The sequence below is a fragment of the Pelagicoccus enzymogenes genome (assembly GCF_014803405.1).
Lineage (GTDB): Bacteria > Verrucomicrobiota > Verrucomicrobiia > Opitutales > Opitutaceae > Pelagicoccus > Pelagicoccus enzymogenes.
The window spans coordinates 108194-120164 of record NZ_JACYFG010000038.1 but is presented as its reverse complement, the minus strand read 5'-3'; the positions used below and the strand labels follow the sequence as shown (position 1 = coordinate 120164).

11 protein-coding genes are annotated in these 11971 nt (G+C 59.5%); 4 read left to right on the top strand and 7 right to left on the bottom strand.

Annotated features, from left to right (window positions below; genetic code table 11):
• The first annotated feature begins 1 nt into the window (after position 1).
• From IEN85_RS15235 to IEN85_RS15220, 4 genes are read left to right on the top strand one after another with little or no spacing between them, the layout of a single operon-like run.
• Positions 2–820 (top strand): nitrate reductase cytochrome c-type subunit, encoded by an 819-nt coding sequence (locus IEN85_RS15235; RefSeq protein ID WP_191617959.1) that lies wholly within the window; start codon positions 2–4, stop codon positions 818–820.
• A 13-nt stretch (positions 821–833) separates the two neighbouring features.
• On the top strand, positions 834–1160 hold the full coding sequence (locus tag IEN85_RS15230) for a 4Fe-4S binding protein (RefSeq protein ID WP_191617958.1): 327 nt from the start codon (positions 834–836) through the stop codon (positions 1158–1160).
• A gap of 21 nt (positions 1161–1181) precedes the next feature.
• A complete protein-coding gene (locus IEN85_RS15225) occupies positions 1182–1490 on the top strand; it encodes a hypothetical protein (protein ID WP_191617957.1) in 309 nt (102 codons plus the stop codon).
• Between the two features lie 30 nt (positions 1491–1520).
• On the top strand, positions 1521–1784 hold the full coding sequence (locus IEN85_RS15220; protein ID WP_191617956.1) for a YecH family metal-binding protein: 264 nt from the start codon (positions 1521–1523) through the stop codon (positions 1782–1784).
• Positions 1785–1977: 193 nt separating this feature from the next.
• On the opposite strand, the gene IEN85_RS15215 is transcribed toward IEN85_RS15220, so the two are convergent.
• The 7 genes from IEN85_RS15215 to IEN85_RS15185 all read right to left on the bottom strand — a co-directional run bounded on the left by IEN85_RS15215 (position 1978) and on the right by IEN85_RS15185 (position 11948).
• Positions 1978–2901, bottom strand: a complete 924-nt coding sequence (locus IEN85_RS15215) for a phosphoribosylaminoimidazolesuccinocarboxamide synthase (protein WP_191617955.1) — start codon at positions 2899–2901, stop codon at positions 1978–1980.
• Positions 2898–4562 carry a hypothetical protein gene (locus IEN85_RS15210; RefSeq protein WP_191617954.1) on the bottom strand — a complete coding sequence of 555 codons (1665 nt, stop codon included), beginning with the start codon at positions 4560–4562 and terminating at the stop codon, positions 2898–2900. Before IEN85_RS15210 ends, IEN85_RS15215 begins: the two co-directional genes overlap by 4 nt.
• Before the next feature lie 86 nt (positions 4563–4648).
• Entirely contained in the window at positions 4649–5158 is a 510-nt protein-coding gene (locus IEN85_RS15205; RefSeq protein ID WP_191617953.1) for an arsinothricin resistance N-acetyltransferase ArsN1 family B, read from the bottom strand.
• 134 nt (positions 5159–5292) lie between these two features.
• Positions 5293–5880 (bottom strand): type IV pili methyl-accepting chemotaxis transducer N-terminal domain-containing protein, encoded by a 588-nt coding sequence (locus tag IEN85_RS15200; protein WP_191617952.1) that lies wholly within the window; start codon positions 5878–5880, stop codon positions 5293–5295.
• A gap of 157 nt (positions 5881–6037) precedes the next feature.
• A complete protein-coding gene (locus IEN85_RS15195; RefSeq protein ID WP_191617951.1) occupies positions 6038–6709 on the bottom strand; it encodes a hypothetical protein in 672 nt (223 codons plus the stop codon).
• A 98-nt stretch (positions 6710–6807) separates the two neighbouring features.
• The gene (locus tag IEN85_RS15190) at positions 6808–9813 is read right to left on the bottom strand and encodes an AAA family ATPase (protein ID WP_191617950.1); all 3006 of its coding nucleotides are present in this window, start codon (positions 9811–9813) and stop codon (positions 6808–6810) included.
• Positions 9810–11948 carry a GAP1-N2 domain-containing protein gene (locus IEN85_RS15185; RefSeq protein ID WP_191617949.1) on the bottom strand — a complete coding sequence of 713 codons (2139 nt, stop codon included), beginning with the start codon at positions 11946–11948 and terminating at the stop codon, positions 9810–9812. Before IEN85_RS15185 ends, IEN85_RS15190 begins: the two co-directional genes overlap by 4 nt.
• Positions 11949–11971 lie beyond the last annotated feature (23 nt).

The window sequence follows — 11971 nt, the reverse complement described above, 5'->3', positions numbered from 1 at the left end:
CATGAACGCCCCTAACCCCAAACGAAACAAGTCGACGGCGGCGACTACCGTGCTGGTGGCCGCGGTGTTCACCGTGTCGGTAAGCGGCTTCTTCATGGGCTTGCGCCAAACGGTGAGCGAATCGAGCGCCCAGCTTGTATTGACAGAAAAGAGTCATGGAGAAACGGATACGCATTCGGCGGCGATCCCTGCTCCGAGCTATTCCGAAATCGGGAAGGCTGGTTACAGTCCGAATGCGGCTTGGAAGAGTCGCTTGAGCGATCTCGCTCCGAACGATGCCTTTGATTCGATGGTGACTTCGGATGTCGAGGAGCTGCGTTTTCGCCGCGAGAGACGTCGGGCTTACGATGGGGCTCCCCCTGTCGTGCCGCATCCGATTGACCAACACACCGCCGAAAGCTGTTTGCAGTGCCATGGTCAAGCCTTGCGAATTGGGGACGTGGTAGCTCCGGCGATATCGCATCCTGAATATACGAGTTGCACGCAATGCCATGTATCCACCAAGGGCTTGGGTAGCCAATGGAACACTGCGGACTTCGACCTGCATACGGGCAATCGATTCGGCGGTTACCATCAGGCCTTGCAAGGGAAGAAGGCGTATCCGGATTCGCCGCCGACCATTCCTCACAATGTGCACATGCGGCAAAATTGTATGAGTTGTCATGGACCGTTGGGCACCAGTCCGATCCGCACCAGCCATCCGGAGCGCCAAAGCTGCAACCAGTGCCATGTGCCTGGCCTAGAGGTCGATAAGACGAATTTTTCAGAGTCGCCCTTCCCGTTTTGGGAGCGCTTGTCCGAGGGGGAGGCTTCGGAGTAGTTGCAGGTTTCCTATGTCAGACGGCAAGCGACAGTTTTCCCGCCGGGACTTCTTCAGCAACTTCCTCAAGCACGTTCGCGAGGATGCGGAGCAGCGGACGGAGGGCGGCCGAGATCGCCCGAGCGCCGAGCCGAAGTATCGGACTGCCGTGATTCAGGGGCGCTACTGTCTGGCTTACCAAAACAACTTTTGCTCGGTTTGCTCCGAACGTTGTCCGGAAGAGGGGGCGATCGTGACGGAGCGGGGGATTCCGCGCGTGGATGCGGATGCCTGCACCGGCTGCGGCATTTGCCACGATCTATGTCCGGCTCCTCGGAATGCGATTCTCCTGCTTGATTGAAAATTGGAACGTAACGACGTAATGAATACAGAAGACGAAACTCCTAAATTGCCAGACCTGCAGCAAGCTGACTTGGACGAGGAAACCCTAGACAGATATTTTTTGGACCTTCAGGAGTGCGCGGAGGTGTTCGCAGTGATCCCGAAAAAGGGGCCTGGCTACGTCGCCCCGACAGCGGTCGAGCTGCGGGAAGGTAAGTCCCTGCTCCGCTCCGGACAAGCACGTGGGCTGCAGATCCGTTACGGATATCAAGGCGCGGAGTGGTGGGATACTTTAATTGTCCGCGAGGGTGGGGTTCGCATGACGCGTATCGAACAAAATTTTTCCTAAACGTATTAAAATTAAACTACAAAGAAAACGATGAGCAAATTCACAGACCTGAGAAAGCCGGATATTCACGCCCACGAGATACTTGAGATGATGATCCGTACTGGGAAAACGTATACGAACGAAAGCCTGTCGGCTGAGATTGTGGAGGCGTTTGGCGAAGACGCCACTTTCCACACCTGTTCCGGACATGGGCTCGACGCTTACGATATCGTGCAGCACCTTTGGATGAAGGGAAAGTTCTACGGCAATCCGGAAGCGTTCGTTTTTCGTCCCGGAGACCGCTGTAGCCACTAGCGTCCTGTCACGGGTCGAATGTCGCATGCGACGTAGCGCTGAGCTTTAGCCAGCGGCCACAGGGAATAGATCGTGCAGTGAGGTCGCCGGCTAAAGCTCGGCGCTACGTCTTGGACTTTTGTGGCGCCGTGGCGTGGGTAGCGCGTTTCCCGAATGCGTCTTCGGAGAAGCCGCGCCACCTTGGAGATGAAACTTAAACGACGCTGACGAGCTTGCTGTAGACTTCGAGGTAGCGGGACTGGGCCTTGGCCACGATTTCCGGAGGAAGTTCGGGGCCGGGGGCGGTCTTGTTCCAGTCCTTCAGGGTTTCGAGGTAGTCGCGGATGATTTGCTTGTCGAAGCTGGCGGGGCTGCTGCCGACCTTGTACTCTGCGGCGTCCCAGTAGCGGGAGGAGTCGGGGGTGAGGACTTCGTCGATGAGATAGATGGTGCCGTCTTCGTCGGTGCCGAACTCGAATTTTGTATCCGCGAGGATGATACCGGCCTTGGCAGCGAGCTTGCTGCCGAAGTCGTAGAGCTTGAGGCTGATTTCGCGAACTTGCTCGAAGATGTCTTGACCGACGATGTTGGCGGCCTCCTCGGGCGTGACGGGCATGTCGTGTCCTTCGCTGGCCTTGGTGGTCGGGGTGAAAATGGGCTCGGGGAGTTGGGATGCCAGCTGCAAGCCTGCGGGCAATTCGATACCGCAGACGGTGCGGTTTTGCCTGTAGGATTCCCAACCGGATCCGGCGATGTAGCCGCGTACTACGCACTCGATCTCGAGGGGCTTGAGCTTGCGAACGGCCATGGAGCGAAGCTGGGAGTCGCGGGAGAGTTTGAGGGAGTCGCGCAGGATTTCTTCCTCGTTGGGAATGATGTGGTTGGGGGCGATTCCTTTGGTTTGCTCGAACCAGAAGTGGCTGAGCTGGGTGAGGATGAGGCCGCGGCCGGGAATGCCGCCGGGCAGGACGACGTCGAAGGCGGAGATGCGGTCGGTGGCTACCAGCAGCACGGAGTCGTCGAGGTCATAGATTTCCCGAACCTTGCCGGAGGCGATCTTGGGCGCGTCGATAGGTTCGATGAGGTCGCGTACGGGCTCGGTTGGGAGGGCTGCTTTTAGGTCTTCGCCGGAAATCATGGGGCGACTGTAGCGGGCGGCCCTTCCTTGGAAAGGATTTTGTTGGGGGGAGTGGGCTTGAAGGCGTGGCCAGATATGTCGATTTCCGCTTGGTGAGCTGGACCTCGCTTGGCTTCGATTACTCGAACGACCAGTCGCTGGTTGGCCTTTTTCGGATGGCCTGCGACGAGTCCGTAGATGCCAGCTGTGTTCACCAGCGGGGGTTGGGGATCGGTGACGAATAGACGGAGCAGTAGGCTCGGCTGGTCGTAGGCGGCGAGCTCCATCGGATAGCTCAAGACTGGGGTATTGATCACGTCCTTGAGTTCGACCTCCTCTATCATCGACACTTTTCCTTCGAAGTTGGGAGACATGCTCTTGGTTGCGATCGCGATCAAGGATGGCCATTTGGCCACCTTGAGGAGAAGTGGCTTAAGTTCAGGATTGTACGCAACGATCCTGAAGAACTCTCGGCGAGCCAATCGCATTGCGGCTAGGGCCTCGTACTCGGCGGGGGTAATCTTGAAGGGCTCGAGCTGCTCTTGCGCTAAGGCGATCGATTCAGCGGTGAAGCTGTTTTTGCCACCTGTCGCTATGCTGAACGCTTCGTTTGGGTAGTCCCTGTTGACTCGATTGAGGAAGGCGACGGCTCGGTGAAGCCCGAGTTCGAGGTAGTCTCTCTTCACGAGGACGCGGGTTTTGGCGGCTTTGGGATTTTCGGGTTTAGCTTTCCCCGCTTTGAAGGGGCCGATAATTTCGATTTCGATCGCGGTCTGTTCCGACGCGAAGGTATGGGAGCTTCCGGTGGAAGTATAGAGGGTGATAGGTCTTGTGGAACTGCTTCTCGCTTCTTCAGCTGCGTTCTTTTCCACTGCGGTTAGCCGAACGAGCCACTGCTCGTCTGCGGTGTGTTTTCCTTGGGAGACCAGCGCAGTCACGCTGTCGCCTGTTCGCGGTAATAAGTCGCTGGTGTCAATGTTCAGTGGAGAGCTCTCCTCCATTCCGTTTTCCTCCATGTATTCACGGACTGGGTTCAGGGGTGGCGTGAGCAAGGTAAGGGTGTTGTCGATGAGAATCGGTTTTTCCGCTCCGTAATAGACGGCGGTAGGGTCGTGTTGATCGAATACCTCTAGAAGGGCCGGATGGAAGCGATCTTCCACGTAATGGAAGAGGCTTTGCATCGCGGGGGTGAGATCCGTTTTTAGGACTGCTTTGTAGGCTTCCAACGTACGTTCGACTTGTTCATTGGAATAGTCTCCTGGGAAGGTTGGTTTTTTCTCGCGGGTTGGCAGCCGGTCGAGCTCGATTTCGTAAGGATTGGGGCCGCGGAGCGCGGCTATCCGTGAGCCCTGGTTGGCGAGCGCATGAAGTATTTCGAAATGCTCGATGGGGAGATTTTCTCGGAGGCTTTTGAGGGCGAATGTGTCGTAGGTTTCCACTCGTTCGCGGGCGGCTTGCTCGATCTCGTCGATCTCCTTTTGGGCGGATTCAGGAATTCCAGCTCCTCGATAGTGTTCTGCGAGCTCTGACACGGTTTGGTCGCTTATTCTCAACCCGAGTTTCGTGCTCCAGGCATCCCAGAAACGGTCGGCTGCGTCCCTGCTGCCGCTATCGTCTGCCTCGGCTAGGCAGGTCAAGACAATGGAAAACAAGAGCGTTGAGAGCAGGGGAACACGGGTCATTGGTATGTTGAAACCAATTACGGTACAAATACGGAAGCCTAAAACGGGGCTTCTCTCGGACTTGCGACGTGGCGTAAACGCCAGCCCTACTCGGCTTCCGAGATTTTTGTCTGCCAGTAGCCGACGTCGAGCCATTGGCCGAACTTGCGGCCGACTTCGTGGTAGTGGGCGACCTTTTGCATGCCGAACTTTTGGTGGAGGGCTTCGCTTGCGGGGTTGGGTAGGGTGAGGCCGCCGATGGCGACGTGGATTTTCTTGGATTTGAGGATGGGGAAGAGGGCTTCGTAGAGCAGGCTGCCGAGACCGCGGCCGGTTGCCTGATGGTCTAGGTAGACGGATACTTCGACGGAGTGGCGGTAGGCGGCGCGGACATGCCAGGGCGCAGCGTAGGCGTATCCCACCACCTCGCCATCTTCCTCGGCGACGAGCCAAGGGAGGTGGGCGGCTTGGACCTTGGCAATGCGAGCGGCCATCTCTGTCGCGTCGACTGCGAGCTCCTCGAAGGTGACGACGGTGCTCGCAATGTAGTGGTTGTAGATGGCGGCGATAGCGGCGCCGTCTCTGTCGGTGGCGGGGCGGATTGTGGGGGATGGCATGGTTCTGTTGGCGTGGGAAGCGGCCTTGCGCCGCGATAAAGGTGAGAATCGTGGCGCAAGGCCATTTCCCACAAGGCTCCAACAGTGGTTCGGTGAGAATCGCGTGACAAGCACGCTCACACAGGTCGCGGCCTCTACTTGTCGTGCACGAGCTTTTCGTAGAGGACGACGGCTTTGTTCATCTCGGTGAGCACGATTTCGTTCTTTTGGGTGGCGGCTTCGAAATCGTTTTGCTCGATGCTCTGCAAGAAGGATTCCCAGCAGGTTTGGGTGTGCTGCAGTTGTTGGGTGACTTGCTGGCTATTGAGCGGGCACTGCAGCAGCTCGCGCAAGCTGGTCTCGAAGAGCTGTCTTAACTTTTGCTGGTCCGCGTTTGCTTGGGAGTCGCCGGCGAGGCGGGCGGTGAGGGCGAGCTTCATGTAGCGTTGGGAGAGCATGCGCTGGCGGCCCGCTTTGTTGATGATGGAGGTGAGGCTGTCCATCTCGCGCAGGATTTCGCGCAGGCCTTCGATGCGGTTGAGGGAGGCTTCGCTGATGTCCATGATTTGGGAGGCGACCGCTTCGAAGGCGAAGGCCTCGCTGGAGTCGGTGCGGCTGCGCACGGCGATGACGCTGGCGTTCATGGAAACCATTTTCGCCATCTTGGCGGAACGTTCGATCTCTGCGATAAGGGACTCGAGCCGTTTGGAAAGGGATTGGGACTGGGATTCGAGCACTTGCATGGGAAAAAAGAGTTGGACGTCTTTTCAGCAGCGCTCGCGCCGGAGGGGCTGATAGGGACCGCTTCGCGACTTTTTGACAGCTTGGCCGCCTTGTATCGATCTCGCTCATACATTTGATCGAAATCGGTCCTGAACGGGGTAGAAATTTGAGCGGAAGCTATCGGGACCAGCGTATCAGCTCAAGAAGCGTGGCCAAGGAATTGAGGAGGGCGGGCTCGGAGATCCGCAGGGTGTCAGGCGATTGGATTCTCAGGCTCCAGGCGTGAGGCGTTTGGGGCGCTGTCCAGCGCTTGGGAAGCAGTTTGCGTAGGCGTTTGCCAAGGGGGCCTGGCTCGCGGGGCGCTTGGGGGAAGAAAGGGAGTTTCTCTCGGGTCAAGGCGCCGCAGGGAGCATCGTTGCGCAGAAGGAGGTAGCGATGGCGAGCGCTTCCGCCGGGAGTGTCGCCGCCGGAAAGGAGAGCGTTGCCGAGGGCGTCGACGAGCGACTCGGCGAGGTTTTCCTTCCAACTGGTGGGATCTTGCAGGCGCAGCAGCTCTTCCTCGTCGGCTCCGAGAACCTTGAGGCTGCGGGTGACGATTGCTGAAAGCGAACCGTCGGGAAGGAGGGCGTCGACCTTGCCGCTGAAGGCGAAGGTTTTGCGGAGTTGGTTGTTGAAGCGCAGCGGGCCGGCAGGAGTGGCGACTTCGAGTTGCAGGACCAAGCTTTTTTGTCGGCCGAGGCCTTCCGCAAGAGTGACGCCTGTGGAGTCGAAGACGGTGTAGCGTTCGCCGTGCTTTCCGTTCCACTTTCCGGAACGGTGGTAGAAGTAAAGGGTGAGGGGATCTTGCATGGCGTGCCGCGGTACGCGTTCGGCGAGCTGAGTGCCCCTGGGAAGGTCGCTTCCGACGGATCGGGGTTCGGACCGCGTGGAAGCGGTCCCTCCAGCTCCTACCGGTAGAGGGCGGGAAGGAGTTGGGCGTAGGGGGCTTCCCGCAGCTTGAGGCCGGATGCGAAAGCGGCTTTTTCGAGTTGCTTTTGAGGGGTGTCGCCACCGGCGAGAGCGTAGACGAGCACGGGGGCGTAGGGGGTGAGCTTCTGGTCCGGCTGGATGCGATCGATGCTGCCGGTGAGGGCGTTGACGCTCCAGAGGGCGGCATTGGAGTCGGTGCCTTGCAGGAGGTCGACCTTGCCGTCCGCGAGTACGTATCCAGCGAGCAGATACTGTCCGTTGGCCGCGTTTTGGTAGAGTTTGGAGAGGGCGGTGATTTCTTTGCGTGGTAGTTCGCCCAGCTCCTTCTTGGCAAGGATGCTGATATCGGGAGAAGGGACGGTTTGTTCAATGATGGAGAGCCAGAGCCGTTCGTTTTCCTCGCTCCGGGGAAGCTTTTCCAGTTGGGCTGCGTGCTTCTTGAGGGTGGGGCTAAGCGCGAGCCCCCACTTCCAGGGGTGCAGCTGGGTGAAGTTGACGAATTGCTGTTGCCAGTAGACGCGGAAAGCGGGGCTAAGGTCCGTTTGCTTTTCCAGGTCGGCGAGCTGGTCGAGGATGGCGAGCCGGTTTGCTCCGCCTAGCAGGTGGGTCAAGGTGTTGGATATCGAGCGTTGATAGTATTCGGATTCTGGTGACAGAGTTGAAGGCTTGTAGAAGAAGCCCCAGAAGGATCCGTCCGCGCGGCTGATGAATTGGATTTGGCGTGGCGCAGGTTCGGGATTTCCAAACTCGTCGAAGCCGCGTACGCTAAAGGTGAAGGTCACGCTGGAGTCCGTTTGCTCGGAGTCGGACTTGGAAATTGGCTCGACGAGGTAGATGCGGTATTCGCTTTGCGGATCGGCGTCGCCCTCGAAGTACTGCACTGTCGATTGGTAGATGTTGGCGAAGCTATCGAGGTCTTGCAGGCGGGTGAGGTAGGCGCGTTCCTCGGCGCTGAGCTCCACGTTGGTGTCGAGGTAGCTTTCGTTTCCGGGAAATGCGGCTGCGGCTTCCGCGCTGGAGAAGATGCTTTGGCTGCTTTTCAGGTTGGCGAAAGCGTCTTTCAGGCGAAGGGTTTGGGAGAGGGCTGCTTTCTGTTCGGCGGGAAGGATATCGAAACTGTGGATACGCTCGAGTTGGGCGAGGTAAGGCTTAAGTTCCTTGGTTTGGGCGAGTTGGAGCCACGCGTTGTCCAGGGCTGCCCATTTGGTTTCGATGGCGGAGAGCTGTTGGGTGACGCTTTTGAGGAACGGAGCGAGCTGGCTACGACGATCAGCGGCGAAGTCTTCCTGCAGCAGAGCGTTGAGGGTTTGCACGCGGGATTCGGCGGCGCCTTGCAAGCGTTCGAATTCGGAGCGGCTTTTTGCTTGGGTGGCGTTGTTGGCGGCGATGCGCAGCTCGCGTTCCACGCGGGCGAGCTCGCGACGGTCTTGCTCCAGGGCGGCGGCCTGGCGTTTTTGGTAGTCGGCGAGCAAGGCGGCAAGTTTGGCGTCTTCCTCCTTTCCGAGGTCCGGAGCGAGGTCTCCGCGCGCTTCGCGCAGGTCCTTGGCGAGGACTTCGATGGCGGGCGCGTTTTCGAGGGAGTCGGGGCTGCTGGCGAGCTTTTGCAAGTCGGCGACGTCCTTGCTGTATTCGTCTTCCAAGGACGCTTGCAGCTCTAGCCACTCTCGTAGTATGGAGGCTTGGTTAGCCAAGCTGGAGTTGGGTTCTGCGATGGCTATTTGGCTTTCCCAGCTTTCGAGCGCTTCGCGCACTTGGGCGGTGTTGCTGGATTGCTCGGTAGCTTGGAGGGCGGCGAGCGCTTCGGCCTGCTGGGCTGCTGCTGCTTCCTCTTGCTCCTTTTGTTGAAGGTAGAAGAAGGAGGCTCCGGCGAAGATCACGAGGGCGGCAGCTGCGCCTCCGTAGAGCGGGACGCGTTTGCGGCGGGCGAAGGCGTAGGCGGCCTTGATCTCTTCCTGCAGGTCTCCGGGGATTTGGGATCCCGTTTTGAGGGCTTGGCTTTCGAGGGACTTGAGCTTGGCGACGCGGTTGGCGATGGGGACGGGTTTGCCCTTGTTTTCCTTGCCGTTGCGGATTTCGGCGATGGCGAGGCGTATTGAAATGCTGGATTCGTATTTCGCTCGAATACGGGAGAGTCGCGTGGCGACCTGTTCGAATGCGTCGCGGAGATCTGGGGACAGCTCGCCGCGGGCCTCGTGGATGGCGAGGGTATAGTCGCAGGCGAGGTAGGCTCGCTCGACTTCCTGCCAGTTGCCGGACTCTTCGAGGTCCTTGGCTTTGTCGACGACGGCGCTCGCTTTTTCGGCGAGGGCCTTGAGGTGTTCGGCGGCGGCTTCCGCCAAGGTGCTGGCTAAGGTGGAGTCGTGGCTGTCGGAAAGGGGCAGGCCGAGGGCCATATAGCGATGGGCGACGGCTTGGGGAGTTTCGGCGGGAATGAGCTGTTCGGTGGCGTCCTTCACCTCGGCGGCGGCTTGCTCCACCATTTGGGCTCTTTTGGCGGCGACTTCTTCTCGGGCGTTGGCGTCCTCGGGGAAGCGATCGGCGATGAGCTCGATGATTTGGTAAGCGCGGCCGCTTTCTTTTTTCGAGCGAACGGCGGTGCGGTATTGCTTGAAGAGCCAGTCCTTCAGGTCGCCTTGCTCGTCGATGGCGGTTTGGATTTTGGATACGGTGTCGGTATCGACGGGCGCGGTGAGGCGCCAGGCGTAGGTTTCGCAGCGTTGTTTCCAGGCCTCGACCATCAGGTGGTCGAGGGAGCGGGCGGTCTCCAGAAGTTTTGGGTGGCGATTCTCGAGAAGCAGGCAGTCGAGCAGGGTTCCTTCGGCGAGAAGTTGGGCTGCTTGCTTCAGAGCGGCGTTGGCTCGGTCGACTGCTTCGGCTTGCTGCCATGCGAGCTTGGCGGTTTCCAGTCCGGTGGATTCGCCGGTTATGGCGGTGCGGATGCGGTAGGCGAGACGGTTGGCTTCTGGGTAGGCGGAGGCGATCATGGCAGGGAGTTTGGAACCTTGGTGGATTGCTTGCTGATGACAATCCAATCCTTGCTGGATACTGCTTCTTTGGCGGTGGCTTTGAGGGTGGCTGCGTGCTGGGCCCGCTCGCGGCTGGCGAGGTGAAGGGCGAGGTCGGCTTGGCTGAACTGGCTGCGGGTTTCGGCGAGGCGGAGCTTGGCGGCTTCGAGGGCTTCGAGGTTATAGCCGATGATGGTCTGCTCCATGAGGTCGGGGTGGGTGAAGGTGTATTGCCACTGGGCCCGGAGTTTTCGCAGGGGATCCTCGGGACTGCGGTTTTGCAGCGGGAGCTCGGCGAGGGCAGCGCTGATTTGGTTGGCTGTCTCGGAGGGGGTGGATCGGGTATTGGCCTGGAGGTTTGCGAGGGCGGTTTGGAAGGCGGTGGATTGGAGGGCTTGGTCTTTCGAGCTTTGGACGAGGGAGGAAAAGAGCTCTCGCAGGTATTGCGAGAGGCTCATGGGAGCGCCGGGAATGAGCAGGCCGTCGGAATTGATGGCGATGTAGGCGGATTCGGAGCCGAGGCCGATGGATTCGGGAAAATCCAGGAAAGGGGCGAACTGGGAGTTGTCTTGGAGCTCACGCACCTGGGCGAAGTAGGACTGCATGGCCTGGCGGGTGGCTTGCGGCAGATTGTCGTAGGGGGTATCGGCGAGCAGGAGGTAGGCGTCGAGCGATTGGGAGAAGGCTTCCAGGGAGAATGTAGCTGCCGGCAGGGTGGAGAGCGGAGCCAAGGTTTGCTCGAGCGGAGGGAAGTCGAGCTGGGCGGCCACCGCTTGGGGCAGCAGGGCGAGGCGGGTAAGGGCGGGGTAGCTGACGGTGGAGAGGGGAAGTTCGTAGGTCGTGCCTTGGCTTTGTATCAAGGGTTTGGGTACGGGTATGTAGAGGTTTGGCTGATCGCTTGTGGTGTCGAGCAGGCGCTCGAGGAAGGCGATGGATTGCAGGGGGGCGTCCTCGCCGGCTTTGGCGAGGAATTGGGCCGTGGCTCGAGCGTTTTCGAGTTCCGCTCGGGGATAGCCGGCGTCGGCGAATTGCTTCCACACGTTTTGGCGTGCCTGCAAGGCCCGTGTGGTATCGCTGGGGCTGGGCAAGGTGTAGTGGTCCAGGTTCTTGCTGCGGTGCGTTTGCACGAAAAAGACGATGAGGGCGATGCAGATGACGGCGCTGCCGGCGATTGCGATATTGATGGCCCGCGTGAATTCGCGCTGGCCGTAGCGTCGCTTGGGGCGCTTGCGTTTGCGGTGGTCGTATTCCTTGGGGATCTCGACGACGGGCGCGGCGAATTTTTTTTGCTTGGCGGGGGAGGGAGCTTCGGAGGTCGTCTCGCCTTGTTCCGCGATGGTGTCCTTGCTCGACGGATTGGTTGTCTTTTTTTGGGAGGGCTTGGGGGGCTCTGGGGGCGGCTCTGGTTCGGCGGGAGGCGCGAGCAGGGGGATGTTTTCAGTGGGCAGTTCGTAAGGGAGGGGAAGGCTGGGCAAGTAGCCGGCCCAGGAGTAGTCGTGTGGTTGGTCGGTGGGAAGCAGGCAACTGGTGAAGGTGTGTTGCCAGTGTTGAGGGGTTGGCAAGTCGTTTAGGGAACGGCGCAGGTGCTCGATCAGAAGGCGTTCCTCGTGGATTGAAAGTTTGAATATGCGACTAATGAGTTGTCCGTTGTGGCTGATGTTTTTGAAGGAGTCGGGGAGGGACGGGGTCGACCAGAAGGATTCGACGTCTTGCAGGTAGAAGGTCTCGAAGGGCTCGAGGATGCGTGGGGGCTCGACCCATTTGTCTCGCCAGCCGCGCCAGTTCAGCAGGATGGCTGCGGGGTTGGGGAGGCCGGGGAAGTCGTCTTGGGAGAAGGCTAGGTGATGGGCGATGTGGTTGTTGCGTTTGGAGTAGTCGGTGCCCGATTCCTGGATACGGCTTAGGATGTGGTAGGTTCCGGAGCGTAGCGTGACGATGCGGTGGCGGAGGATAAGCGGGGGGGTGCCTTGGGAGTCGACGCTGTAGCGGCTTTGGCTTTCCAGCTCCGCGATGAGATCGGGCGGCAGGCTGCGATCGCGGGCCACGCAGCAGAAGCCGGACTTGCCGGGTTCGAGTCCGCGTTTGGCGCTGGTGTGGATGTATTGGAAGCTCACTTGGAGGAGTGAAAAGGAGGTTC